The sequence below is a fragment of the Deinococcus sp. YIM 77859 genome, assembly GCF_000745175.1.
Classification (GTDB): domain Bacteria; phylum Deinococcota; class Deinococci; order Deinococcales; family Deinococcaceae; genus Deinococcus.
In genome coordinates this window covers 2535676-2561458 of the sequence record NZ_JQNI01000002.1, presented here as the reverse complement: position 1 = coordinate 2561458, position 25783 = coordinate 2535676, and the positions used below count along the sequence as shown (strand labels likewise).

The window sequence follows — 25783 nt, the reverse complement described above, 5'->3', positions numbered from 1 at the left end:
CCTCTGCCGCTAGCCCCCGTAGCTCGCCCGCCATCGCCGTAGCCCCGCACGCCACCCGATGGGGCGCGGGGGCAGGTCGCGCAGCAAAACAGGTGTCAGGCCACGTGCTCGCAGGCCGCCAAGGAGCCGGTCAAGCAGCTCGGGCGTCACAGCCGGTCCGTCATGCAGCAGCAGAACGCTGCCGGGAAGGGTCCGGGCGAGCGCCTGCGCAGCCAGCACAGCGGCGGGCTCAGCCGTCCAGTCGCGGCTCTCCACGTCCCACAGGGCAACCTGACGGCGGGCCAGCCGGGCCAGGAGGCGGGTGAAGGGACTGTGACCGCCGTACGGAGGACGGTACAGGTGCGGGCCGGGTTCAGCCGCACGGGGATGCCAGCGCACCTGTGCCCACTCGCGCCAGGGAGAGAGCCACAAGGCATGGGTATGCCAGCGGCCGTGCGCCTCCACGCCATGACCCGCCGCCCGCAGCGCCGCCAGGTGTTCCGGCCAGCGCCGGGCAGCCGGGGCGGTTACAAAGAAGGTGGCGGGAGCTCCGTGACGCGCGAGAACGGCGAGCAGCGCGGGCGTCCTGTCGCTGGGACCGTCGTCAAAGGTGAGGGCGACCCGCGGTGCAGTCCGGTCCCCCGGCCCCAAAGCCCCCCACCCCAGCGCGCGGCCCAACAGGTCCGACAGCACGACGGCAAAGACAGCCGCGCTCAGGGACACCAGCCACCCCCGCCGCATACGCCTTAGGCGGGCTGGGTTCCCGCGGGGTTGCGGAAGGCACGGCGAAAGGCGGTGTAGCCGGCAGCGGTGACCAGAGCGAGAACCGCACCAACCAGAAAGGGGCCCCGCACACCCAAATGCGTATAGGCGAGGGTGCCCACGAGGGGTCCGAGGGCCGTTCCAGCGTTCTCGACAGTCATCAGGGCACCCCAGGCGGCGGGCCGCTCGGCTTCGGGCAGCGTACCGGTCACCAGGGCTGCCCAGCCGGGCGCAACCCAGGCGTAGCCCAGTCCGGCGAGGACCGCGAGCACATACAGCACGCCCACCGGCGGCAGAGCGGCAAACCCTGCCAGGGCCACCCCCAGCAGCGTAAAGCCCAGGGTGACCGCGAGGCGCGCGCGGCCACTGTCGGCCACCCGACCGGTCAACGGAAGACTCCCGAACGCCACCCCGCCACCCACCGCCAGGAGTGCCACCATTCCCCAGTAGCTCAGGCCCAGGCGCGGCGCAAGCGTCAACACCAGCGGCCCCAGCAGGGTCAGGGTGAGCGTCTGCATAAAGGCCGCGGGCAACAGGGGCAGCAGGGCCCGTAGGGCAACACGAACGGGGGTTTTGGGAGGGGGCTGCTCGGCTCCTTCCGCGCGGGCCAGGCGCCGGGGGACCGCGAGGGCGACCAATACGCCCAACCCCTGCACGCTGAGCGCGAGCAGGTACGGCAGCGGATCACTGCGACCCGCCACCGCCCCAAACAGCAGGAAACCGGTGCCCACAAGCGGCATCACCGCGAGGCCCACCAGGGTCAAGGCACGGCCCTGGTAGCCCTTGCGGGCCGCATCGGCGGTGAGGTTCATGGCGCCGGGCCACATGGTGGCAAAGGCCGCTCCGTGCAGCGCCGCGATCAGGACGAGCAGCCCCACGCTCTGCGCCAGAGGCAGCAGCGCCAGCGCCAGCAGGCTCAGCAGGCCGCCTCCCAGCAGGACGGGCCGCAGGCCGAAGCGAGCAATCAGGGCACCAGCTGGGCCGCGCATCATGGTGTCGGCGGCGAAGTGGGCGGTCCAGGCCGCGCCCACCGCGGTGAGGGGCAAGCCCAGGTCGCGCGGCCCAGCCTGCGGCAGGTAGGCAGCGTACAGGCCGCTGCGCACGAACTCAGCGCAGGCGAGGGTGAGGGCGGCGGCGGCCACCGCGCCCAGCGTCCCTGGGCGCAGCGGCAGCGGGGGAAGGCGGCCCATCACGTGCGTCCGCGCCGGGAGCCTGCTACCCTGGCGCGGTGCCGGACTTCACGGTCGTGATTCCCGCGCGCAACGAGGCGGCGTACCTGCCCCTTACGTTGCGCGCCCTGGAGCGTCAGACGCTCGCCCCTCAGGAGGTCATTGTGGTGGACCACGCCAGCCGCGACGAAACCGGGGCGCTTGCACGGGCTTGGGGAGCGCGGGTGGTCTGCTGCGTGGGCGGCGGCATCGCCCAGGCACGGCAGATGGGGCTGGACGCCGCGCGCACACCTTGGGTCGCCACCACGGACGCCGACTCGCTGCCTGCCCCGCAGTGGCTGGCGCAGTTGGCGCACGCGGCAGAGGTTCCCGGACGGGTCGCCCTCTACGGGCCCATGCGGTTCTGCGGCGTGTCGCCCTCGCTGAGGGTGGCTTCTGAGCTGGGGTACAGCATGTTCCTGCGCGTGTGTGAGCTGGGGGGCCGCCCCAACCTGGCGGGGGCAAACATGGCTTTTTCGCGCCAGGCGGCGCTGCTCGCCGGCGGCTACCCGGACGTGGAAGCCTACGAGGACGTGCTGCTGGGCCAGGCGCTGCTGCAGCTGGGCGAGGTCGCCTTTGTGCCGGGCGCGCTGGTGGAGACCAGTGCGCGGCGGCTGGCCGGAGGCTGGCTGCCCTTTCTGTGGCGGCATGCGCTGAACCTCAGCGGTCATAGGCGAGGGTACTTCGGGGGCTGAGCCCCCCCGCCTCGAGTGGAAAGGGCACCTCGCGCGGCAGCCCCAGCACCGAGGCGTACACGTCGAGCACCCGCTCAGCCACCCCGCCGGGAGTCCAGGAGGTGCCAAATGCCCGCGCCCCCAGCGAGAGCCGCTTCCACAGCGCCGCATCACCCAAGATGGCCTGCGCGTACCGGGTCAGGGCAGCGACGTCCCCGGGCGGCACCAGGTACCCGCTGCGCCCGTGCGCCACGCCGCTTAGGGTCCCGCGTGCCCCCACCGCCACCACAGGCACGCCCATCAGCTGCGCCTCCTGAAGCACCAGCCCCTGCGTCTCGGTGTCGCTGGCGAACAGAAAGAGCTCGGCCAAGCGGTAGTAGGCACCGATCTCCGTCCAGGGCCGAACGCCCAGGAAGCTCACCCGCTCCTCGACCCCCAGCCGCTCGGCGTGTTGCAGCAGGTGCTCGCGCTCCGGTCCCTCACCCAGGATGACCAGGTGGGCGCCGGGCAGCCGCGCCAGGGTATCCAGCACCAGATCAAAGCGCTTCTCGCGGGCGAGGCGGCCAACGGTCAGCAGGCGGCGGGCTCCGGCGGGCCAGGGGTTCGCAATGGGCGGGGCCGCGCGCAGCACCGCCGGATCCACACTGGTGGGAATCACGACCGAATTCCGCACCCCCATCTCCCGGATCACGTCGAGCATCCCGGCTGTGGGCGTGATGACAGCGTCGGCACGGCGGTAGTACAGGCCCATCAGGCGCGTCACAAAGCGCGTCTGTCGTTGCAGCAGGGTCATGCCCGGAACGTAGTGGGTGTAGGCCTCAACGTGCGTGTGGTAGGTGGCGACGTGCGGGACGTTCCACTTGCGCGCCAGCCGCGCTCCCGCCAACCCCAGGGTGAGCGGCGTATGGGTATGAATCACGTCGTACTTCGCCTCAAAGGCCCGGCGAGTCGGCCAGGCGAGGCGGTAGGTGGGCAAAAACACGTAGCGTACGCTGGGCACCCGCCGCACGTCCGGGCGAGTGTCCTGCTGTTCGGGGAAAAAGGGGGCCACCACGTCCACGTGATGCCCGCGCGCGCGCAGCTCGTCGCTGAGCAGGCCAACGCTGGTCACAATCCCGTTCTGATCGGGCAGGAACGTGTCGGTAAACAGCCCGATCCGCAGCGCCCTCATGCGGACCGCCCGCGCCGGAGATGGGTCAAGGAAACCTGAAGCATCACTGCACAGGAGCATACGACGCCGGAGATGAGAGTTGCGCGCGGCAAAAGCCCATGCACCCGCGCGCAGGTGAGCAGCAAAGCTCCGGTTCGCCTTGTTGCCTGCGGGCCAGGGACGAGTACAGTCGGTCTATGTCGGCCTTTTTTGCTGGGCAGTTCTGGCTCGCCCTCGTGCGGGCCGGGGCTTTTGGCGCTCTTCACGGCGGCCACCCCGGGGGTCCACATCTCGGCCTCACGGTTCCCGTCCCCACGGCAAAAGCCCTGGGAGAAGCCTTGGACGCCCTGGCGGCGGCGGACATGCAGGCCACGCTGCTCCTGCCCCCCGAGGTGGCCCGCCGGGAGCCGGAGCACCTCAGGTTCGCCGCCCAAGCCGGACACGAGATCGCAGGCTGGGGCCCGCCGCATGACCTCGCGGGGCTGGAGGTTCTGGCCGGTCAGCCCGTGACCGCCTGGGCCCTGGAGGAGGCGGACCTCAGACGCCAGTCCCTCACCTGGCTCGCCGCGCGGGGTGTTCGGCTCCTGCCCCTTCCCTCCCCTACGCCGGAACCCGGCCTGACGCTGCGGGTGCCGCCGGAGGACCTCAGAGGCGTGCTGCCCCGCCTCAGGGCTCTGGGCTACCGCCCGGTGCCCGTGCACAAGCTGCCACAGTTGCGGGCGGCCACGCCGCGTGACCTGCTGCTGCACATGTACCGCCGCGTGGTGGATGACCGTTTCGCACGGGCGCACGGGGTCGTACCCCTCACGGCGCGGGCCGACGCAGTGATGCGTGTCGCAGCGCGGCCCACTCCGCGGGGGCTGCCCTTTCCACCCGGCACGCCGGCCGCCGAGCTGCACCTCCACAGCCCGCGCCTGGTGGGCCTGGCCTCCCGCAGCGCCCTGGGTGCCTACCGGGCGTACCAGCGTTCCCTGCGGGACGTGGCCCAAGCACTGCGCGAACGCCCTGAGTTGCAGGGGGCACGGGTGGTGTTTGCCGTCACCCTCTTTCACGGACCGCTGGAGAAGCAGGGCTTTACCCTGCTGGCGCTTCCTCCCCTCCAAGCGCGTGTGTACGAGCTGGGCTTTCGCCTGATGCGCCTGATGTACGGCACGGCGGGTGCACCTTCGGAGACGGAACCGAAGCTGGCCTGGATGGAGCGGGAAGCTTTTTTGGCACAGCACGGCTGAGCCCGCAGCTGCGGGCAGGAGAGGTCAGCTCAGCGTTCGACGGTAAAGGTCCACACCAGCGGTTGGCCTGCCGTGCCGCCCGCGAACATCTTGGAGAAGGGCGTGAAGGTGATGCGGTGCTCTCCGGGCGCGAATACGCTCGCCTTGCAGGCAAAGTAATCGCCCTTCTTGCCGCTGCGGTCACGCGTGTCGCTGCACAGCGCAAAGGGTGCCTCGTTCTCCACGTCGCTCTTGCCGCTGTAGGTGAAGCGGACGCTGCGTACGCCTGCCGTCGTGTTGGCCCGGACGTTCAGGCGGGGCGGCAGGGCGGAAAGCTTCAGCCGCGCTCCGGCAGGAATAGGGTCATAGCCGGGTACGGGACGGTCAGTATCGGCATTGATCAGGGTGAGGCTGGTAACGGCCAGGGCTGGCGCCGGGGCTGCCGAGCGCACGACCGTGAAACTCACCAGCACGCCGCTGCCGGCTGCTCCGCCACCGTTGACGGCCGCGTGGGGCACGGCGATCACCTGATGGGTTCCAGGCGAGAACACGGAAGCGGGACACGCCTCGTAATCGCCCCCCTGGTCACTGCATAGGGAGTAGGGGGCGCTGTTTTGCACCCGGTAGTTCCCGTGGCTGTCCAAGCCGAAGCGCACGCTACCAACCGCTCCTAGGGTGTTTGCGCGCAGGTTGAGCCTTGCCGGCAACTTCGAGAGGTCCAGCGTGGCGGCGGCGGGAATGGGGTCGTAGCCGGGTACCGGCTGGTTGGTATCCGCGTTGATCAGCGTGAGGCTCGTGACGGTGGGACCGGTCGGGATCACGGTGATGCTCTGCGACCGGACCTGGGCGGCAGCGAGAGAGGCGAGAGGGAACAGCACGAGGGCTGGACCAAGCGCGCGGAAAGGGGAAAAGGTAGACATAGGGGTCCTTGGAGGTCGTGGCCGGGCAGAGACGATACCCCCCAATGGAGGGATTGACCGGAGGCTTACTGTGGGTGTACCGGTCCAAGATGACGCTGGGCTGACGGGAAGGCTCAGATGTCTTATCCGGGCAGCGTAAAGGTCAGCGTCGTGCCCTGGCCCGGCTGGCTGTCCACCTCTAGGGCGCCGCCCGCCAGGGCCACGCGTTCGCGCAAGCCGATCAACCCGAGGTGTCCGGCCTGGGCGCGGGCCTGTGCCTGCTGCGCTGTAAAGCCCTGGCCGTCGTCGGTGATGGCGACACGCACGCTGCTCGCCTCAAAGGCGACACGGATGGCGGCGCTGCGGGCACGGGCGTGCTTATCCACATTCGTGAGGGCTTCTTGCACGAGGCGAAACACGGTGAGTTCCAGAGCGGGCGCAAGGCGGCGCTCGGCGCCGCTCACCTCCAACCGGGTATCGGTCTGGGCCTGACCCGCCAACCATTCCAGCGCGGGCAGCAGACCCAGGTCGTCGAGCACACTGGGGCGCAGGTTGCGGGCAAAGCGGCGCACACTCTCAATCGCCTGCTGAAGGTCACCGAGAATATCGTCGGCGCGCTCGCGTTGTGAGCCTGTGAGCTCACGGGCCAGGCGGGCGACACGGCGGGAGGTGGCGATCAGCACCTGCGCGGTGTCGTCGTGCAGCTCACGGCTGATGCGGCGGCGCTCCTCCTCCTGCGCCTGGGTAAAGAGGGTGAGGTATGTTCGCAGCTCCACGGTGCGGCTGGTGGCGGCCTCCAGGGCCTGTCCGCGGCGCTGGATCTCGGCAGCGAGCGTCTGGAGTTCGGAAAGGTCACGGGCAACCGCCAAGACGCTCTGGGGGGCACCGGCCTGCCGAACGGCGCTGAGGCGCACCTCCAGCCGGTAGGGGCCGATCTCGATCTCGGCGCGTCCTCCGGTGGGGTGGGTCTGAACAGCGGCCCAGGCCGCGTGCAGGGCAGATCGCGTCGCGGGGGTCGGCAGGGTGAGCAGATTGGCCCCCGGCAGCGGTCCGGTCAGCGGCTCGAGCAGGCGCACTGCGGCGGGGTTGGCGTAGGTCACGGTGCCGTCCGGCTCCGCGCTCAGAATCAGGTCGTGCGCGCCCTCCGCGAGCTGGCGGTAACGGGCCTCCTCGCGGGCCAGGGCCGAAAGCAGCCGCTCCCGCGTCAGGGTGAGGGCCATCTGGTCGGCCACGCTGCGGGCGAGGGCCAGCACCCGGTCACTCGGGGGTTCGGTGCCCGGATCGTCGGCGTACAGAAAGCCCAGCAGGTGATCGGGGTGATCCCCACCGGAGTCACCGTGCAGGGGCACGATCAGGGCACTCCCCGCGACCGGCAGCGTGTGCCGCCGCGTGAGGGGCCGCGGCCCTCGCCCGAGCTGCGCCCGTAGCGCCGCGAGCTCGCTGCCCGAGGGAGGATGCAGGTTGTAGGTCGCGCAGCGCGTGATCTCGCCGCCTTCGCCGGTCAGGGCGATCAGCCCGCGCGAGGCGTTGAGGGCCAGCGTGACAAGGCGGATCACCTCGGTCAGCGCCCGGTCGCTCTGGTCTTCCCCAAGCAGCCGCCCGACATTGAGCAAGACGGCGGCTTCGCGTTCGCGCCGCAGCTCTTCCCCGTACAGCCGAGCGTTCTCAATGGCAAGCGAAGCCTGTGCGGCAAACACTTCGGTGAGAGCCAGGTCATCCTCATCCAGCGGCAACGGCTCTTTCCAGTACAGGGTCAGCGCGCCAAACACCTCGGCACGGGCGCCCAGCGGCAGGGCGATCACGCCGCGGTACGGGTAGCGGCCCGTCGCGAGCAGTTGGCGCGTGTAGCGGCTGCCCCCGCCCAGATGGGCCTGGGTGAGGTCATGCGCGACCACCAGTTCCCGCCGCTCGACCGCCCGCCCGGTGACACCCGCGCCGACCTTCGCCCGAACGCGCAGCACGTACTCGCTGGGGAGGCCCAGCGCGTTGCGGATGGTCAGGGTGCGGCCGTCCGGCTGAAGCTCGTAGACGCCCGCCGCGTCCGCGTGAAACAGGGACACCGCCCGCTCCAGCACGCGGGCCAGCGTATCGGGTAGGTGCAGGCTGCTCGCCAGCGCCGCCCCCGCCTCACGCAGCGCCTCGGCCGCCGCGCGCTTGCGCGTCTCCGTGCTGTAGAGCCGCGCGTTGTCGATGGCGAGGCTGGCCTGCTCGGCCAGGGCCAGCACCAGCCAGGTGTCGTCCTCGCTGACATGCGCACCCGGCGAGCGGCTGTCCACGTACAGCACGCCCAGAGGCCGTCCACGCGCGCTGAGGGGCGCGATGAGGGCCACGCCCGGATCAAGCTCCGACAGTCCCTGGGCCAGCGGTGTTCCCGCGTCGCGGGCCCGCTCGTACAGGATCACCTCGCCGCGCTCCATCAGGCGACCGAACGACACCGGCCCGACCACAATTCCACCCGTGAAGCTCTCGTCGAAGCCGTAGGTGAACACCTCGCCGATATGGGCCCGCTGTTCCCCCATCTCGCTGAACAGGCCGACAAACGCCCGGCCAAAGCCCAGGGCGAGCGCGGCTGTCTCCGCCGTCGCCGTCAGCACTTCCGGCAGGTCCAGGCTCCCACCCAAGCGCCGCACCAGCTGCTCCACCGTTTCCGCGACTCGGCCCCGGCCGCGCCGCACTTCACGCGCCTGCACGCCCTCCAGTGCCAGCGTCAGCAGCGGCGTCAGCTCACCGAACCGCTTGACCCCCTCCGGGTCGGCCCCCACAAATTCCAGCACGCCCCCACCAAAGGGCAGGCCATCCAGCATTCCTTCCGAGAGGTGCCGTCCTTCTGCCAATGCCCGAGCTGCCAGCGTTCCGTCACTCAGCCCCAGTCCCCGTCCCTCTTCGCCCACCACGTTCAGCGTGCCGCTCGCCACGGCCCACACCTGCACCCCGTGTGCCCGCACCGCGTGGCAGGCAAAGCGCGCAAGCGCCGCGCCAAAGGCCCGCACGGTGGGCGCAGCGCTGAGCTCAGGGGGAAAGGGAGGCAGGGGGGCAGGAAGGGGTGCGGAAGGGTTCATCAGTCCTGCCGGTTCTCTTCTCAAAGCGTCTTGGGATCGATCCATCCCCGCTTGATGCCGTACAGCACGGCCTCGGTGCGGCTCCCCACGCCCAGTTTGGAAAAGATGTTGGCGAGGTGGACCTGTACGGTGCGGGGGCTGATGTCGAGGTCGCGGGCAATCTCCTTGTTGGTGCGGCCTGTCGCGGCCACCCGCAGAACTTCGAGTTCACGGGGGCTGAGGGCGTCTTCGGGGGGCGTCGGGGTCTGCTGAGCGCTGAAGCGCTCGAGAACCTTGCGGGCAACCGCCGGGTGAAGGGCACTCTCTCCAGCGGCCACAGCCCGCACCGCACCCAGGAGGTCTTCCTCACTGGTGTTCTTGAGCAGGTATCCGGCCGCGCCCGCCTCCAGAAGGGCGAACACGTAGGCGTCATCGTCATAGCTCGTCAGGACCAGGACGCCCACGCCGGGTTGCTCGGCTTTGATGGCGCGGGTGGCCTCGATGCCGTTCATCCCGGGCATGGAGACGTCCATCAGGATCACGTCCGGACGAAGCTGCCGGGCCTTCTCGATGGCTTCTTCCCCGCTCTCGGCCTCGCCGATCACCTGCAGGTCAACTTCACCTTCGAGCAGCTCGCGGGTACCCTTGCGGACGACGGGGTGATCGTCGACCAGCAGCAGGGTGATGGGCCGCGTGGGGGCGGACAGCGCTTCGGTGGCGTCATGCATGGTTGCAGGATAAGGCGGCGGGCCGCCCATGAGGTCCCCTTGCTCGGGGCCGTCCTCGACCCACCCCAAAACATACCGCCTCCCACGTGGGGAGGCGGGCTTTGGCCTGGCCGGCTCAGCTCTTGCTGAGGTTCTTCCAGAGGGTCCCGGTGCGGAAGGCGATCATGGGGTTAAAGGTGTCTTCGCTGATGCCCTGCAGGTTGTCGCGGTAGGCGATGATCCCGGGGTTACTGGGCATCAGGATGTAGTACGCCTGCTCCTTGGCGCGCTCGGCGATTTGGGTGTAGAGCTCGTTGCGGCGATCGGTGTCGTTCGTCGTGCGGGCCTCGTTCACCCAAGCGTCAATCTGCGGGTCGGTGAAGCCCACCCGGGGGTGGTAGAAGCCTTCACTGCTGTAGAAGGTGTACACGAAGTTGTCCGGGTCGGCGTAGTCGGGCGCCCAGCCGGTCATCACCATCGCCTCGCGGCCCTGGTCGGCATTCTCCAGAATCTCGCTCCACTGCTTGGGCTGGAGATTGACCTTGAACTTGGGGTTGAGGGACTCGACGTTCTTCTTCAGCAGCTCCATCCCGGTCTGCGCGGCGACACTTCCGGCACGGTAGGTGGCGTTGAGCACAAAGCCCTTTTCCCAGACCTGTCCGCCCCACGCCTTTTGGAACGCCTCGCGCGCGGCATCCAGGTCGAACTGCGGCGGCTCAAGGTCAGGATTGTAGCCGGGGAAGGTGTCGGGCAGCAGGAAGTTGCGCGGTTCACCCTTGCCGCCCTGCACCTGCTGGATATAGGTGGGCACGTCAAAGGCGGCCACAAAGCCCCGGCGCACGTCGGCATCACTGAAGAAGTTGGCCGGAATGCCCTGGCCGTCCAGCTTGCCGCTGCCCAGCACCTCGGGGTTCTTGATGTCCTGGTTCATGGCGATCCCAAAGGCGCTCGTGTCCGGCAGGTTGTCCACGATCGCCACGCCGGGCTTGCCACGCAGCTGCTCCTCGATGATGGGACGGCCACCCGTCTCGATCAGGTCGGCGTCACCGCGCAAGAAGGCCTGCTGGCGAGCAGCCTGCTCGGGCACCACCTGAATCAGCACGTTCTGGATCTTGGCCTTTTCGCCCCAGTAGTCGTCAAAGGCCTCGGCGCGGAAGGTGGTGGCGTCCTTGCTCACGAAGCGGTACGCACCGGTGCCGCTGGGATTTTGTGACAGCGGGCTGTTCGTGAGGTCCTTGCCCACCGCCTCCTTCCAGGTGGCTTCGGTGCCGTCCCACTCGCCAATCTCTTTGGCATGCTCGCTGTCCACGATGCTCTGGCCCGCGTAGGCCAGCTTGGCCAGGAAGGCCGGGTCCGCCTTGGGCAGGTTAAACACCAGCGTCTCGCCATCGCACTTCACGGCGTTGCTGATCTTTTCCCAGGTGATGCTGGGGTCATCGTTGGCGTTGCTGCCGGTTCCCAAGAGGCTTTCGGCCAGGAACCAGTTGCCGCTCTCGCTGGTGTTGGTGACCAGGTTGCGCCGGAACGTGTACTCGGCGTCGGCACACTGAAACGCGTTGCCGGAGTGGAACTTGACGCCGTCGCGCAGGGTGAAGCGGTAGGTCTTGCCATCGTCACTGATCTGCCACTCGGTAGCGAGAAGGGGCTTGAGCTCCGTGAGGCTATTCCCCTCGTAGGTCACCAGCGTCTCGTAGATGTTCTCCACCACCTGGCCGCTGGCGGTGTCGTAGCTGGTGCCGGGGTCCAGCGTGGGGATATCGGAGCTTTCCTGCACGACGAGCACCGAGCTGTTGTTGGCGCCGGTGCTGCCCGAGGTGTCTGTGGTGGCGGTGGTATCACCGTTGGTACCCGCGTTGCCTGCGTTGTTTGGCTTGTCACAGGCCGCCAGGGTCAGCGCCAGCGTGGTGAGGGCCAGCAGGCCCAGGGGACGGGAACGGCGGTTGAACGTGGTCATAAAGGACTCCTCGAAGGCAGTGGAAGGAAGTATTCGGGCCTCGGCAAGGGGGGCCCAGCCGACAGGTCTCACGCCGGGAAACACGCGGGGGAAGCCTGCACAGCAGTGAATCCACACGCTCCTCCCCACAATGGGAAGCGGGGTTAGGCTAAGGCCTAGAGGTGAGCGTTCCTTGCAACTCCTCCAAGAAAGCTGAGGAGCAGCAAGCGCCACCGAAGCAGCCCCCCGGTCTGTTGCTTCAGCACCGCGCGGCGTGGGCAATGGCCCCGGCGGAGGATACACCACGCGGGGCCGGAGGGCGGCGTCTCCCCCACCGGGGGGATTGAAACCCTCAGCACACCAGCCTTGAGTCTAGCGGTGTAAGGTTTCCTAATGAGTTCAGACACCCTTTCTCCCTCCTTCCTGCTGCGCGGCACCGCTGCAAACGGCACGCTACGCTTTGTGGGCATCGATGCGGCAGCGCTGGTCGAGGACGCGCGTGTGCGCCATCACCTCAGCAAAACCGCTACGGCCGCTCTGGGGCGCGCCCTGGCGGCAAGCGCCCTTCTGGCCGTGGTCCTGGGCAAAACCAGTGACAGCCGAGTCACCCTGCGTATCCAGGGGGACGGCCCGATCGGCTGGATTGTGGCCGAAGGCAGTGCCGACGGCCAACTGCGCGGCTACGTGCGCGAGCCGGGCGCCGACCTGCCGGTTCGGGAGCGTGACGGCAAGCTCGATGTCAGCGGTCTGGTGGGCACCGAGGGCGAACTGGCCGTGACGCGGCTCCTCGACAACGGCGAACCGTACACCGGCAGCGTGCGTCTGGTCAGCGGCGAGATCGCCGAAGACGTCAGCACCTACCTGGGCGCCTCCGAGCAGATTCCCAACGCCCTGCTGCTGGGAGTCTACGAGGAAGGTGGCCGGGTGCACCGGGCCGGGGGGCTGCTGGTCCAGGCGATGCCGGGCGTGACAGAAGAGACGCTCGCACGGCTGGAAGCCAACATCCGCGGCATGGGCCAGCTCACCGACCACCTGCGCCGGGGGTCTTTGCTGGAAACGATGCATCAGGCGGCCGAGGGCCTGGACCTGGTGCTCGCGCCCGAAGCGCAGCCCGCCCACTTCCAGTGCCGCTGCTCGCGCGAGCGCGCGCTCGACAGCCTGAAGTTCTTCGGCCCCGCCGAGCGGCAGGAGATGATCGAGGAAGGCGGGCAGGAGATCGTCTGCCACTGGTGCAGCGAGCACTACCAGATCACGCCCGCCGAGATCGCCTCGCTCGACGCGGCGCAGGAACGCGCGCAGGCTTGACAGTTCCAAGGCTTCTCCCCTCGCCGGGATGAATGAACTCCGTAGGCACGCCGGGGGCAACTCGTCACGCCCACCCTACCCGCTGCGGATAATGCAGCCATGAAACGACCACTGCTCGCCGTGACGCTGGTGCTGGTGGGCCTGGGGCTGGGCGCCACCCTGTTGCGAGACCAGGTGCCCCTCTCGGGTGCCCAGCCGCCCCCGACGGCTCGCGACCAGGCCAGCACCGTTCAGACCGAGGCGGCCGCCAAACTCCAGAACGAGCAGAACACCATTGATATCGTGCGGCGCTATGAGCCGGGCCTGGTGTTTATCAGCACCGAACAGGAGGTGGTACAGCCCAGCCCCTTCCCCTGGCTCTTCGGCGGCGAGGAGCAGACGCAGGTGCAGCAGGGCGTGGGCAGCGGCTTTTTCGTCAACAAAGAGGGGGATATTCTCACCAACTACCACGTGGTGGCGGGGGAGGGCGGGCGAGGCACCGCCGACCGCATCCGCATCCGGGTCATGAACCGCGAAGAGACGGTCCCGGCCCGGGTGATCGGCCTCGCGCCGCAGTATGATCTCGCCCTCCTTCGTGCCGAGGGGCTGCCCGCCGAGGCCATTCAGCCCATCCCGCTGGGCGACAGCGACGCGCTCGAGGTCGGCCAAAAGGCGATTGCGATGGGCGCGCCTTTCGGGCTGGAATTCAGCGTGACCGAGGGCATCGTGAGCAGTGCCGAGCGGCTGATTCCCATCGGATTCTCCCAGAGCGGCACGGGCGAGGGCATCACCCAAAAGGCCATCCAGACGGATGCGGCGATCAACCCGGGCAACTCGGGCGGCCCGCTCCTGGATTCGTCGGGGCGTGTGATTGGGATCAACACCCAGATCTACTCGCCCAGCGGCGCGGTCACCGGCGTCGGGCAGAGCGCGGGGGTGGGCTTTGCCATCCCCATCAACGCCGCCAAGAACCTGCTGCCGCGGCTCCAGCAGGCGCGGGGCGGCGTGGTGAATCCGCCGCGGCTGGGCATCACCCCCGGTTTGATCGTGCAGGGGCCCAACCAGGTGGCGGCTGTAGGCCTGAGTGCGCTCACCAGCGAGGGCAAACGCGCCCTGGGCCTGCCCGAGACCGGGCTGCTCGTCGGCCAGGTCGCCCCGAACTCTCCCGCAGCCCGAGCGGGTCTGCGCGGGGGCGAGAATGTCCAGGACCTGCGCGGCGGGCAGATCGTCCTTGGGGGTGACGTGATTGTGGCGGCAGACGGCCAGCCGGTCGACGCCCTGGAGGACCTTCAGGCCGCCCTGCTCGACAAGCGGGAGGGAGACCGCGTGACCCTGCGGGTGGTGCGCGGCCGCCAGACCCGGAACGTGGAAGTTACCCTGGATGCCAGCGCCTTCCAGTAACGGGGAGAGCGGGGCCGCCAAGGTCTGGACCCACCTCCAGGCGGGGGACCGCGCCTGGCTCCAGGACCTCGCCGGCCAGGCCGGGCCGGGCGCGCGGGTCGCCCTGGTGGGCGGGGCGGTGCGGGACGCCCTGTTGGGCAAGACGCCCCTTGATCTCGACGTGGTCGTAGAGGGCACGGACGCGGCGGCCCTGGCCGCTCAGACGGGACTGCCCTTCCTGGTCCATCCAGCCTTTGGCAACGCGACGCTGACCCTGCCGGATGGCCGCCACGTGGACCTGGTGCGGGCGCGGCGCGAAAGCTACCCGGTGCCGGGCGCCCACCCCGTGCCCACGCCGGGTTCTCTGACCGATGACCTGCGGCGGCGAGACTTCGGGCTGAACGCGCTGGCTCTCCTGCTGGGGCCGCAGGGGCCGGCCGCCCTGCTCGACGAGGTGGGCGGCCGCGAGGACCTGCGAGCGAGGGTGCTGCGGCCCCTGTACCCCCGCTCGCTGCACGAGGACGCCAGCCGCCTGGTGCGTGGGGCCCGGCTGGCCGGGCGGCTGGGCCTCACCGCGCACCCCGAGCTGCTGCGGCAGGTACCGGACGCGCTGAGGATGGCCCCGCGCACGCCCCGCCTGAACACCGAACTGCGCCTGCTGCTGCACGAGCCGAGGCCGGGCCGAGCGGCGCAGGTCCTGGCGAACTGGGGCGCGGGCAGCCTGCTCCCGGAGGGCGCCCGCGAGCGGCTGGCGGCGCTTGATGCCCGGCGGGACGCGGGCCAGAACGTACCCGCGCAGGCGTACGCCGCCGCGCTGCTGTCCTGCGCCCCCGATCCTGCGGCTCTTGCTGACCGGCTGGGCCTGGGCGAGAAACCCGGAGCGCTTCTCGCCCGCGCCCTCTCGGATGCGCCCGTCCCGCCGGGCAGCCCGGAAGGTGTCCTGCGCGCCCTGCTGCGCCCGGACGCCTATCCCGTGCTCACCGGGCGGGACGTGGTGGCCCTTGGCGTCCCGCCCGGCCCAGCCGTGGGCGCTGCCCTCGCTCACCTGGCGGCGCTGCGACAGGCCGGGCAGGTCCGTTCGCCCGAGGAGGAGCGGGCGGCACTGAGCGCCTACCTGCGGCGCGTCCCGCCCTCCCCTTAAGGGGACCCCCTCTGGCCCTTAGAATGCGTTGATATGCTGCTGAGCCTCCTGACCCGCGACCCCGTCGCGTTCGTGATCGTCGCGGTGGCCCTCGCGTTCTCGCTGACCGTTCACGAGTTCGCGCACGCCTGGACCGCCGACCGCCTAGGGGACCCGACGCCGCGCCGGTATGGCCGCGTCACCCTGAATCCCGCCCGACACCTCGACCCCTTCGGCACGCTCCTCCTCCTCCTCGCGGGCTTCGGCTTCGCGCGTCCGGTGCCCATCAACCCCTCCAACCTGGGACGCTGGGGCACCCTGTGGGTATCGGCCGCCGGGCCCATCAGCAACCTGCTGATCGCCCTGCTCGCCGCCGTGCTGCTGCGCGTGCTGCCGCCCAGCGAGATCGTCTTTGTCGTGCTGCTGTACGTGCTGAGCATCAACATTGTGCTCGCCGTGTTCAACCTGATTCCCATCCCGCTGCTCGACGGCAGCCGCATCCTGGGCGCGCTGGTGCCCTCCCTGGGCCGCAGCCTCGCGCAGTTCGAGGCCCAGCCCTTCAGCTTTCTGGTTGTGATGCTCTTTATTTTTATCGCGCAGGAGCCCATCGGGAACATCATCGGCCGGGTGCAGCGCTGGGTGCTGGGGTTCGTGGGGCTCTGAACATCCCCACAAAAAGCCCCCGGTGTGAGGCCGGGGGTTTTTCGTGGGCGTGCCGTTTCAGCGCAGGTGAAACATCATCGCTACGTGCGCGCCGGTGCCCCCCAGAACAAAGAGGTGCCAGACCTCATGAAAGCCCCAGTGCCCCCAGCGGCTGCCGGGGCGGGGCTGCCAGCGCCGGGTCCCGTAGATCACGGCCCCGATCGAGTACAGGACGCCGCCCGTGGCCAGCCAGAAGATCGCCACCGGGGGCAGGTTCCGCACAAGCTGGGGCAGGAAGATCACGGCCAGCCAGCCCATGCCCAGGTACAGCAGGGTGCTGACCCAGCGGGGGAGGCGCAGGGTGAGCAGCTTAAGCCCGATCCCTGCCGCGGCAATGCCCCAGATCACCCACAGCACCACCTCCCGCCAGAGGCCCGTGAGCCCGTAGTACGCAACAGGGGTGTAGCTCCCCGCGATCAGCAGGAAGATGCTCGCGTGGTCCAACTTGCGCAGCCACAGCAGCCCGCGCTCTCCCAGGCGAAACGAGTGGTAGCTCGCCGAGGCGGTGTAGAGCCCCAGCATGCTCAGCCCAAACACCACGAAGGGCCACAGGTGCAGCCCGCGCGTATCCGCCCACCACAGCAGCGGCCCCAGCACGACCAGGGCCGCCACCGCCCCACCCCAATGGGTCAGGGCGTTCACGGGTTCGCGGAGGGCGGTCAGGAGACGCTTCACGCAGGACAGGGTAGCGGGATGCGAATGAAGCATGTGGGAGATGGGACCCCGTACAGGAGGGTTACCTCCCCCCGTAGTTGGGCGCTTCCTGCGTGATGGTCACGCCGTGCGGGTGGCTTTCTACCAGGCTGGCCCCGGTGATGCGGACGAACTGGGCGGTGTCGCGGAGCGTGGACAGGTCCGGCGCGCCGCAGTAGCCCATGCTGCTGCGCAGGCCGCCCACGAACTGGTAGAGCACCTCGCCGACCGTGCCCTTGTAGGCCACGATGCCCTCAATGCCCTCGGGCACGAATTTGCGGCTGCCCGACTGAAAGTAACGGTCACTCGAGCCCTGGTCCATCGCGCCCAGGGACCCCATCCCGCGGTAGCTCTTGTAGCGGCGGCCGTCGCGCAGCACCGTCTCGCCGGGGGCCTCGTCGGTCCCGGCCAGCATGGAGCCCATCATCACGGCGCTGGCTCCGGCAGCGATCGCCTTGGGCACGTCACCCGTCTGCTTGATGCCGCCGTCCGCAATCACAGGGATCCCTGCTTCGAGGGCCGCCGCCGAGGCTTCGAAGATGGCGGTGACCTGCGGAACGCCCACGCCGGTGACGACGCGGGTGGTGCAGATACTTCCTGGGCCTATGCCGACCTTGACCGCGTCGGCCCCCGCCGCGATCAGGTCCCGTGCACCGGCGCGGGTCGCGACGTTTCCGGCAATCACGTCCACGTCAAAGTTCTCCTTGACCCGCGTCAGCGCATTCAGGATGCCCTGGCTGTGGCCGTGCGCGCTGTCAAGCACGAGGACGTCTGCCCCCGCCGCGACAAGTGCCCCCGCACGGTCCAGCAGGTCGGCGGAAACGCCGATGGCCGCCGCCACGCGCAGGCGACCGAGGTCATCTTTTGCGGCGCGGGGGTACTTCACGCGCTTGGCGAGGTCCTTGATGGTGATCAGGCCCTTCAGGAAACCCTCACCGTCGGTCACGAGGAGTTTTTCGATGCGGTGGCGTTTCAAGATCTCCTGCGCCTCCTCCAGCGTCGTGCCGACGGGCACCGTCACCAGGTCCTCGCGGGTCATCACGTCCGCCAGAGGCGTGGACTGGTCCTCGATGAAGCGCAGGTCGCGGTTGGTGACGATGCCCAGCAGCTTCCCAGCGGGGTCGGTCACCGGCACGCCGCTGATGCGGTACTCGGCCATCAGGCGCTCGGCATCGGCCACCCTCGCCTGCGGGGGAAGGGTGATGGGATCCACAATCATGCCACTTTCACTGCGCTTGACCTTGCGGACCATCTCGGCCTGCGCGTCGACCGGCATGTTCTTGTGAATGACCCCGATGCCGCCCTCACGGGCCATCGCCACCGCCATCTTCGTCTCGGTCACGGTGTCCATCGCGGCCGAGACAAAGGGGATGTTCAGCCGGACCCGCCGGGTCAGCTGCGTCTCCACGTTCACCTCGTGCGGCAGCACGGTGGAGTGCCGCGGCACGAGCAGCACGTCATCAAAGGTGATGCCCTCCTGGCCGAATTTGTAGGCAAAGCGGTCCTCTTGCGCCGTGGGGAACGGGGCGGCGGGCGTCGTGAAAGCACTCATGCCCCGAGTGTACCCGCGCCGAAGGGGGGGCCGGCCAGCGTTGTCCGGTGCGCCCGGCCAACCGCCCCCCTTGCACGCCCAGGAAACGCGTGCTAGATTTTGCCTCGCCCGCTTGGGGTACACGAAAAGCAGCGGGGTCGTAGCTCAGCTGGGAGAGCGCGTCGTTCGCAATGACGAGGTCAGGGGTTCGATCCCCCTCGACTCCACCAAGAAAAGCCCGCCCGTCTGGGCGGGTTTCTTGTCTCTTGGGCTTTTGAGGGCTTACCGGGTTCCCGCCTTGCGCGCGATGCCGTAGGGAATGACGTGCGGGCGGCCGGTGTCCGGGTCGGTCAGCAGGTGCGCTTCGAGGCCGAAGACGTCGCGCAAGAGCGCTCGGTTCATCACCTCGGCGGGGTCCCCCTGGGCGTAGACGCGGCCATCCAGCACCGCGACGATCTCATCGGAGTAGCGCACGGCCTGGTTGAGGTCGTGCAGAACCATCACGATGGTCTTGCCTTCCTGCTCGTTGAGGCGGCGCACAAGGTGCAGCACCTCCAGTTGGTGGCTGAGGTCCAGGTAGGTGGTCGGCTCGTCGAGCAGCAGTGTCTGGGTGCCCTGGGCCAGGCTCATGGCGATCCACGCTCGCTGCCGCTGTCCACCGGAGAGGCTCTCCAGCGGGCGCGACGCGAAGACAGTCATGCCGGTCTGGTCCAGGGCCCAGGCGACGATGCGGCGATCTTCGGCGGTGCGCCCCCCGAACATGCCCTGATGCGGATGCCGCCCAAACCACACGAGCTCCTCGACGGTGAGGCCCTCGGGCGCCGTGGGACCCTGGGGCAGGATGGCGAGCTTTTGCGCGACGGTGCGGGTGGGGAGCGCATGCAGGTCCGCCCCGTCGAGCAGCACCGCGCCCGCGTTCGGCGAGAGCAGCCGGGAGAGCGAGCGCAGCAGCGTGCTTTTGCCGCTTCCGTTGGCCCCGATCAGAGCGGTCACCGCGCCGTCACGCAGGGTCAGGTTGAGTTCCTGAAACACCTGACGCGTGCCGTAGCGGAGGCTGAGTTCACGGGTAGACAGAACACTCATGGGTTCCCCAGGTACTTTTCCAGATCGTCCAGCACCAGATTGGCCGCCAGAATCCCGATCCCCAGGAACCAAACGTCGTCGTTGACCGGGATGGCCCGCCCGCTCTTCACCGCGCTCAGCCGTGCCCACAGCGGGCTTTTCAGGTACTGGTGCAGGTCGGTCGCCTCGGCGGGGCCGTAGGTGCTGTAGAAGAGGAAACTGCCGTCCATAGCCGGAATGCGCTCCGGCGTGGCCACCTCCATAAAGGTGTTCTGGCGCTGCGAGGCGGGCCGCTTGAGCCCGGCATCCGCCAGGATCGTCCCGATGAAGTTCGCCTGCTGCATCAGCCGAACCTGTCCGGGCACGAAGCGCACGATGGAGACGGTGGTGGTGTTGCGGTCTACCCTCACCTGAAGCTTTTTAAGCCGCGCGGCGTAGTTCGTGAGGAGCTTTTGCGCCTGCGCCTCCCGGCCCAGCGCGCGGGCGTTGAGCTTGAGGTTCTCCTTCCAGACGACCCCCACGCTTTCGGCCATCACCGTGGGCGCGATGCGCGACAGCTGCGGGTAGATGTTGCCATGCCGGAGCTTGCTGCTCAGAATCAGGTCCGGCTTCAGGGCCAGGATCTTTTCCAGGCTGGGCTGCTGAATGGTGCCCACGTCGGCGATGCCGCCCGTCCGGCCCTTCAGGTAGCCCGGAAATCCCGTGCCCAGCGCGGTGACCGCTCCGACGGGTTTGACCCCCAGCGCGAGCACGCTGTCGAGTTCGCCGGTATCCAGCACCACCACGCGCTTGGGGGACTTGGGCACACAGGTTTCCCCCAGCGCGTGTTCGATCACGCGGCCCGCGCAGGGACCGGGCTGGGCGAGCGCGGTGGGGAGGAGGGTGAGCAGGGACAGGGCGCTGAGCCACACAGGGAATCGGGGCATGGTCTTTCTCCTTGCAGGGAAGTCAGAGGGGGCGGCGTTGCTGCCGCAGCAGCCAGAGGAAGTAGGGCGCGCCCACCAGGGTGGTCAAGATCCCCGCAGGCACTTCGAGGGGGGGCAGCAGCGTGCGGCCCAGGGTATCCGCCAGCAGGACGAGCAGGGCACCGAGCAGCATGGCGACGGGGAGCAGACGGCCATGCAGACCGCCCACCAGCAGCCGGGCGAGGTGCGGAGCCAGCAGGCCGACAAAGCCCAAGATCCCGCTGCCGGTGACGGCGGCCGCAGCGAGGCCCACCGCGACCGTGAGGGCCACTCCCCTTGCCAGGTCCACCCGAGTCCCCAGCGAGGCCGCCACGCTCTCGCCAAACGCAAGAACATCCAGCCGCCGGGTGAGCAGCAGGCTGGCGGGCAGCAGCACCGCCGCCCAGGGCAACAGCCGAGCAAAGCGCGCGGCATCCGCCCCGTAGATCGTGCCCGCCAAAAAGGCCAACGCGCTTGCCACGCCGTCCGGGGCGCGAACGATGACAAGCTGCTGCGCGGCATTCAGGGCCGCACCAACCGCCACCCCAATCAGGGCCAGCCGGACCGGGCTCAGACCTCCCCCCGTACGCGCGAGCCCCACGACGAGCGCAAAGCCCGCCCAAGCCCCAGCAAAGGCGCCCCAGGGCAGGGCCCAGGGGGGAGACGCGGGCGCGAGCAGCAGCAGGACGGTGGCCGCCAGGCCCGCTCCGGCCCCCACACCGATCAGGTCGGGGCTGGCAAGCGGGTTACGAACCACCCCCTGCATCACCGCGCCGCTCGCGGCGAACATCGCACCGGACAGCGCCGCAACGCCGACGCGCGGCAGGCGCAGCTCGATCAAGATGCGCCGAGCCAGCTCGTCCCCACCGCCGGCGAGGACGCGCAGCACCTCCAGGGGGGGTGTGCGGACCGCCCCCACACCGAGCGCGACCGTTCCCACGAGCAGAAGCAGCGCCGCCAGGGCGGGCAGCAGCAGCCGAGTACGGCGGGCACCCACAGAGACCACGTTCGACACGTTCACTCGCGGAAGGCGTAGGCTGCCGTGGGCGCGCGATCTTGCAGCAGACCCGAGTTGATGGTCTGGGCCAGCATCTGCTTCAGGGCGATGGGGCCGCGCGCGCGAGTCCACAGGTCGCGGTCAAACTCGTACACTCGGCCGCGCTTCACCGCCGTCATCTTTTGCCACAGGGGATGTTTGGCCCACTCGCGCACGATGGGCCGCTCGTCGGCACCGGTAAACAGCACCAGGGTGGCGGGGTTAAGCGCTGCGAGCCCCTCGAGCGTCACCTCGTACTGCGTCTGGGCGCCCTGGGGCTTCACGGCGTTCTTGCGGCCCAGCTTCTCGATCAGGCTGCCCACGAAGCTTTCGGTGGAGTGCAGGGTCACGCTCTGCTCGGTCACGACGGCCATCACCACGGGGGGGGCCTTCCGGTTCGTAAAGGCCTGAGCTTTGGCCAGGAGCTGCGCCTGATCCCGCAGAAGCTGGCGGGCCTGGGCCTCGCGGCCAACCAGCCTGCCGATGTCCAGCACCTGCTGCATCACGTCCTCGTAGCTGCCGCGGCGGCTTTGGAAGGCGGCGGTGGGCGCGAGGCGCGCGAGCTGCGGGTAGAGGTCCCTGTGCACAAAGGCATCGGCAAGGATCAAGTCGGGCTTGACCGCCAGGATGGCTTCCAGGTTGGGCTGGGCGCGCGAGCCGATGCTGGTGACGTTCCGGGTAAGCGGCTGGAGGTACGGGGGCGCGCCGCGGTCGCCGCCCTGCGTGCCCAGGGCCCCGCCCACCGGGCGTACGCCGAGCGCGATCAGCGTGTCGAGGAAGCTGTACTCCAGGCCCACCACACGCTGGGCAGGGGCCTTGAGGTCGAGGGTGCCCCGCTCGTGCTTCACGGAGATGGCAGCGGCGGCAGCGCTGAGGGCAAGAGCAGAAAGCAGGCCGGCAGCAGTGAACTTGTTCATCAGACTCCTGGGGGCGAATGTTAACGGGAACGGTCGGCAGCGCCGCCGAGCCGCCGGGCCACCACCACGAAGAAGGGCGCGCCCAGCGCGGCGATCAGAATCCCTACCGGCACCTCGGCGGGTTTGTCGATCATTCGTGCAGCGATATCTGCCCAGATCAGGGTGGCGGCCCCTAGCGGCACGCACAGGGGCAGCAGCAGGCGATGGTCATTGCCCACCAGCGCACGGGCGAGGTGCGGCACCATCAGGCCGATAAATCCGATGGGGCCAGCGACGCTGACGGCGGCAGCGGCCAGCAGCACGGCGACGGCGGTGAGCAGCAGCGTGTCCCGCGCGGTGCGAACGCCGAGGCTGCGGGCCACGTCCTCCCCGAGGGCAAGCAGATTCACGCGGCCCGCGAGCAGCAGGGCCAGGCCCACACCGCCCAGAATCCAGGGGGCGATCAGGGCCGCTTGCAGCCAGGTGCGCCCGGCCACACTGCCGGCCAGAGCGAACAGAGCCCCCTGGGCGCGTTCTTCAAAAAGAATCTTGAGGCCGCTGGCCGCTGCACCCGCAAAGGAGGCAACCGCGACGCCCGCCAGCGCCAGACGCAGCGGCGTCAGACCCACCCCGCGCGCCACAGCATACGTGAAGGCCGCCGAGACCGCCCCCCCAGAAACGCGCAGGGCACGAACGCCCAGGCGGGCAGCCCGGGAAAAAACACCACCGCGACCAGAAGGGCCAGCGCCGCTCCCGCCTCCACCCCGAGAATGCCGGGGTCCGCGAGGGGGTTGCGGGTCACGCCCTGAAGCAGCGCCCCGGCGACCGCGAGGGCCGCCCCGGCCAGCGCTGCCACGACGGTGCGCGGCATCCGCAGCGTCCAGACCACCAAACCCCCGCTGCTGTCTTGCGGACGAAGCAGCAGCTCCAGCACCTGCGCGAACGGGAGCTCAAAGGCCCCGAGCGCCAGGGACGCCCATACGCCCAACGCGAGCAGCAGCAGGGCCGCTCCAAAAACCAGAACGCGGCTCACCCGCCGCCCGTCTGCCCGCCGGGCAAGAGCTGTCACGCGGGCCCGCCTTCCGCCAGAGCCACGACGAGGGCGAACCCCACCCGCCGAGCGAGGGGACGATACCGTTCAGGGGAAAAAAAGGGCAGAAGAGTCGTCACGAGATTCCGATTAACCCGACTTAGACAGTCGGAATAGGGTCAAGGTAGGGCAGTGCGAGCGCGCGTGTCAAGCAGAGGCGCGGCGGTGTTCAGCGTGAGCTTGACGGCTGGCGGCGCAGCCAGGCTTCGAGTTCAGCGGCCGGACGGGGAGGCAAAAAGGCGTAGCCCTGGGCAGTCGCGCAGCCCAGGGCGCGCAGAGCGGCCCACTGCTCTTCGGTCTCGACCCCTTCGGCGATCACGTCGAGCCCCAGGGTATGGGCAAACGCCACCACCACCCGCACCAGGGCCGTACTCTCCTCGGACGCGCCCAGGTTGGCCACAAAGGAGCGGTCGATTTTCAGCACGTCGGCGGGCACGTGGCGCAAGAGCCCCAGCGAGGACTGCCCCGTGCCGAAATCGTCGACGGCGACATGCATGCCCAGACGGCGCAGGTGCGTGAGCTGCCGCACGGCCAGCGGCACGTCGTGCAGCACAGCACTCTCGGTCAATTCGAGCTCGAGGTCGGCCGGAACCAGCCCCGCCTCCCTCAGGGCGCGGTGCACCTCGTCCAGGAAATCGGGCGCGGCGAATTGCCGCGCCGAGACGTTGACCGCAACGCGTTCCAACCTCAGCCCCGAGGCCCGCCAGGCCGCCAGCTGACGGCACGCCTCGTGCAGCACCCAGGTGCCGATGGGCACAATCAGGCCGGTTTCCTCTGCCAGCGGGATAAAGCAGCCGGGCGAGATCCGTTCGTCCCCCCGCCGCCAGCGCAGCAGGGCCTCGACGCCCACCACCCCCCGCACCGCGTGCACCTGCGGCTGATAGTACAGTTCGAACTCGCCTGCACCCAGGGCGCGGCGCAACCCCTGTTCGAGGTCGAGCACCTGTCCCGTGACGGTCATCTCCGGCCGGAACCGTTCCTGACCGTTGCGGCCACGGGCCTTGACGGTGTACATCGCGGCGTCCGCGTGCCGTTGCAGGGTGACGCTGTCGGTGCCGTCCCGGGGAAAGACAGCCAGTCCCACGCTGGCCGTGATCACCAGGGAGCGGCTTCCCAGCTGCAGCGGGATGCGCAGGCTCTCCAGCAGCTGCCGCGCATACCGGTCTGCCTCCTGGGGCCCGGAGAGGCCAGGCAGCACCACGATGAATTCGTCACCGCCCTGACGGGCCAGCGTGTCTTCGGGGCGCAGGGCCCGCCGCAAGACGCCCGCCACCGCGACCAACAGCTCGTCCCCAGCCGCATGCCCCAGGCTGTCATTGACCGCCTTGAAGCGGTCGAGGTCGAGAAAGAGCACCGCCACGTGCTCGCCGGTGTGCCGCGCCCGCGCCAGAGCCTCTTCCAGACGGGTTTCGAGCAGGCGGCGGTTGGGCAGGCCGGTGAGGGGATCGTGGGTGGCCCGCCGTTCCAGTTCTGCCGTGAGGTGCAGGTTCTCGCGCAGGATGAAATTCTGCCGCCCGACCACCACCAGGGTCACCAGGGCGGTTCCCAGGAGGTCTCCGTAGGTCCGCAGCGTGAAGCCGAGTTCCTGCGCTCCCAGGAGCGTGAAGCAGATCAGGATTGCGAGGTAGGGGCTCAGGGCGACGGCGTGCTGCGGCAAAGCTGCCCGCCACTCCCCCGGCCAGCCCACGCCGAGAACTGCCGCCAGCGCCAAGCCGATCAACCCCAGGGCAAACACACCGTCCATGACCTGGTTGGTCACGCTCCACGCTTCCGGCAGCAGGGCCGCGTACGCCACGTCGGCCACGAAGTTCGCCCCCGCGCCGACGCCCAGCCACGCCAGGGCCGCGGGCGGCAGCGGCACGCGTTCCTGAAAGAGGACCAGCAGCACCAGGCTGACCATCAGCGCGTCCTGCAAGGGGTAGCTCAGGTTGACCAGCAGCCCGGCCAGGCTGCGCTGGGCGGTGACAAAGGTCTCGGCGTAGACGAAGTGCCACAGGAGCACAAAGACGGTGATCACCACAACGCTGATGTCCAGCAGCAGCCGTGTTCGCGCCGGTCCCGCAGCCGGACGCAGCAGGCGGTAGAGGCCCAGGGTCATGAGCGGCGCAAACAGCGTGTACCAGAGGTCCGCCCAGGAGGGGAAGGGCGGCTCCCCTGCGGGCGTGAGCTCCCGGTACAGCAGGAAGACCACATCCCCCAACCACCAGGCCGTCAGACCCAGGGCGCACAGCCGCCAGTGGGGCCGGTGCTCCTCTGGGGCCTGGGCCGCTGCCCACCAGAAACACACCGCGCTCAGCAGGCTGATCAGCAGGGGCAGCCAGCCGGAAGCCCACCCCGACACCGGCACACCCAGGAGGGCGAGCAGCACCGAGAGCAGGGCCACCCCCAGTGCCAACACCAGCAGCCCCAGCAGAAACCGGGGGGTGCGCCGAAGTGCGCCTGGCCTGTTCATGTGCCCTCTCAGCTTAGGATGGAGACGAACCGAAC

Annotated in this window: 20 protein-coding genes, 1 tRNA gene and 1 pseudogene; 7 read left to right on the top strand and 15 right to left on the bottom strand. The window is 69.3% G+C overall.

The window, feature by feature from the left end; genetic code table 11:
* Positions 1-9 precede the first annotated feature (9 nt).
* Together EI73_RS12745 and EI73_RS12740 are read right to left on the bottom strand one after the other, a co-directional pair.
* Positions 10-702, bottom strand: a complete 693-nt coding sequence (locus tag EI73_RS12745) for a polysaccharide deacetylase family protein (protein ID WP_369699465.1) — start codon at positions 700-702, stop codon at positions 10-12.
* A gap of 23 nt (positions 703-725) precedes the next feature.
* Positions 726-1931: an MFS transporter gene (locus tag EI73_RS12740; protein WP_034387218.1), complete on the bottom strand. Its 1206-nt coding sequence runs from the start codon at positions 1929-1931 to the stop codon at positions 726-728.
* A gap of 38 nt (positions 1932-1969) precedes the next feature.
* On the opposite strand from EI73_RS12740, the gene EI73_RS12735 reads away from it, so the two are divergent.
* On the top strand, positions 1970-2644 hold the full coding sequence (locus EI73_RS12735; RefSeq protein WP_034387215.1) for a glycosyltransferase: 675 nt from the start codon (positions 1970-1972) through the stop codon (positions 2642-2644).
* On the opposite strand, the gene EI73_RS12730 is transcribed toward EI73_RS12735, so the two are convergent.
* Positions 2610-3794, bottom strand: a complete 1185-nt coding sequence (locus EI73_RS12730) for a glycosyltransferase family 4 protein (protein WP_034387212.1) — start codon at positions 3792-3794, stop codon at positions 2610-2612. The two genes, EI73_RS12735 and EI73_RS12730, sit on opposite strands and share 35 nt — an antisense overlap.
* A 176-nt stretch (positions 3795-3970) precedes the next feature.
* On the opposite strand from EI73_RS12730, the gene EI73_RS12725 reads away from it, so the two are divergent.
* Complete coding sequence (locus tag EI73_RS12725) at positions 3971-5002, top strand: hypothetical protein (RefSeq protein WP_034387209.1); 1032 nt, start codon at positions 3971-3973, stop codon at positions 5000-5002.
* A 29-nt stretch (positions 5003-5031) separates the two neighbouring features.
* On the opposite strand, the gene EI73_RS12720 is transcribed toward EI73_RS12725, so the two are convergent.
* The 4 genes from EI73_RS12720 to EI73_RS12705 all read right to left on the bottom strand — a co-directional run bounded on the left by EI73_RS12720 (position 5032) and on the right by EI73_RS12705 (position 11579).
* Positions 5032-5901 (bottom strand): hypothetical protein, encoded by an 870-nt coding sequence (locus EI73_RS12720; RefSeq protein WP_034387207.1) that lies wholly within the window; start codon positions 5899-5901, stop codon positions 5032-5034.
* Positions 5902-6023: 122 nt separating this feature from the next.
* The gene (locus EI73_RS12715; RefSeq protein ID WP_034387204.1) at positions 6024-8939 is read right to left on the bottom strand and encodes a GAF domain-containing protein; all 2916 of its coding nucleotides are present in this window, start codon (positions 8937-8939) and stop codon (positions 6024-6026) included.
* 20 nt (positions 8940-8959) lie between these two features.
* Positions 8960-9646 (bottom strand): response regulator transcription factor, encoded by a 687-nt coding sequence (locus EI73_RS12710; RefSeq protein ID WP_034388289.1) that lies wholly within the window; start codon positions 9644-9646, stop codon positions 8960-8962.
* Positions 9647-9761: 115 nt separating this feature from the next.
* A complete protein-coding gene (locus EI73_RS12705; RefSeq protein WP_034387202.1) occupies positions 9762-11579 on the bottom strand; it encodes an ABC transporter substrate-binding protein in 1818 nt (605 codons plus the stop codon).
* A gap of 372 nt (positions 11580-11951) precedes the next feature.
* On the opposite strand from EI73_RS12705, the gene hslO reads away from it, so the two are divergent.
* The 4 genes from hslO (at position 11952) to EI73_RS12685 (ending at position 16005) form a co-directional block, all read left to right on the top strand.
* Positions 11952-12863, top strand: a complete 912-nt coding sequence (gene hslO / locus EI73_RS12700) for an Hsp33 family molecular chaperone HslO (RefSeq protein ID WP_034387198.1) — start codon at positions 11952-11954, stop codon at positions 12861-12863.
* A gap of 99 nt (positions 12864-12962) precedes the next feature.
* A complete protein-coding gene (locus EI73_RS12695) occupies positions 12963-14243 on the top strand; it encodes a S1C family serine protease (protein WP_034387196.1) in 1281 nt (426 codons plus the stop codon).
* Positions 14224-15363: a CCA tRNA nucleotidyltransferase gene (locus EI73_RS12690; protein ID WP_034387195.1), complete on the top strand. Its 1140-nt coding sequence runs from the start codon at positions 14224-14226 to the stop codon at positions 15361-15363. The genes EI73_RS12695 and EI73_RS12690 overlap by 20 nt, the downstream gene beginning before the upstream one ends.
* A 33-nt stretch (positions 15364-15396) precedes the next feature.
* Positions 15397-16005 (top strand): site-2 protease family protein, encoded by a 609-nt coding sequence (locus EI73_RS12685; RefSeq protein WP_034387193.1) that lies wholly within the window; start codon positions 15397-15399, stop codon positions 16003-16005.
* Positions 16006-16062: 57 nt separating this feature from the next.
* On the opposite strand, the gene EI73_RS12680 is transcribed toward EI73_RS12685, so the two are convergent.
* Together EI73_RS12680 and guaB are read right to left on the bottom strand one after the other, a co-directional pair.
* Positions 16063-16719, bottom strand: a complete 657-nt coding sequence (locus tag EI73_RS12680) for a hemolysin III family protein (protein WP_034388287.1) — start codon at positions 16717-16719, stop codon at positions 16063-16065.
* A gap of 61 nt (positions 16720-16780) precedes the next feature.
* On the bottom strand, positions 16781-18289 hold the full coding sequence (gene guaB, locus EI73_RS12675; RefSeq protein WP_034387191.1) for an IMP dehydrogenase: 1509 nt from the start codon (positions 18287-18289) through the stop codon (positions 16781-16783).
* Positions 18290-18422: 133 nt separating this feature from the next.
* On the opposite strand from guaB, the gene EI73_RS12670 reads away from it, so the two are divergent.
* Positions 18423-18498 (top strand) — tRNA-Ala (locus tag EI73_RS12670).
* Positions 18499-18550: 52 nt separating this feature from the next.
* On the opposite strand, the gene EI73_RS12665 is transcribed toward EI73_RS12670, so the two are convergent.
* The 6 genes and pseudogenes from EI73_RS12665 to EI73_RS15665 all read right to left on the bottom strand — a co-directional run bounded on the left by EI73_RS12665 (position 18551) and on the right by EI73_RS15665 (position 25748).
* On the bottom strand, positions 18551-19351 hold the full coding sequence (locus tag EI73_RS12665) for an ABC transporter ATP-binding protein (RefSeq protein ID WP_034387190.1): 801 nt from the start codon (positions 19349-19351) through the stop codon (positions 18551-18553).
* A complete protein-coding gene (locus tag EI73_RS12660; protein ID WP_034387188.1) occupies positions 19348-20256 on the bottom strand; it encodes an ABC transporter substrate-binding protein in 909 nt (302 codons plus the stop codon). The genes EI73_RS12665 and EI73_RS12660 overlap by 4 nt, the downstream gene beginning before the upstream one ends.
* 22 nt (positions 20257-20278) lie before the next feature.
* Positions 20279-21289: a FecCD family ABC transporter permease gene (locus EI73_RS12655; protein WP_369699464.1), complete on the bottom strand. Its 1011-nt coding sequence runs from the start codon at positions 21287-21289 to the stop codon at positions 20279-20281.
* 2 nt (positions 21290-21291) lie between these two features.
* The gene (locus tag EI73_RS12650) at positions 21292-22227 is read right to left on the bottom strand and encodes an ABC transporter substrate-binding protein (protein ID WP_197050763.1); all 936 of its coding nucleotides are present in this window, start codon (positions 22225-22227) and stop codon (positions 21292-21294) included.
* A gap of 20 nt (positions 22228-22247) precedes the next feature.
* Positions 22248-23239: pseudogene (locus EI73_RS12645) on the bottom strand (FecCD family ABC transporter permease).
* A 226-nt stretch (positions 23240-23465) separates the two neighbouring features.
* The gene (locus EI73_RS15665; protein ID WP_051935529.1) at positions 23466-25748 is read right to left on the bottom strand and encodes a bifunctional diguanylate cyclase/phosphodiesterase; all 2283 of its coding nucleotides are present in this window, start codon (positions 25746-25748) and stop codon (positions 23466-23468) included.
* Positions 25749-25783 lie beyond the last annotated feature (35 nt).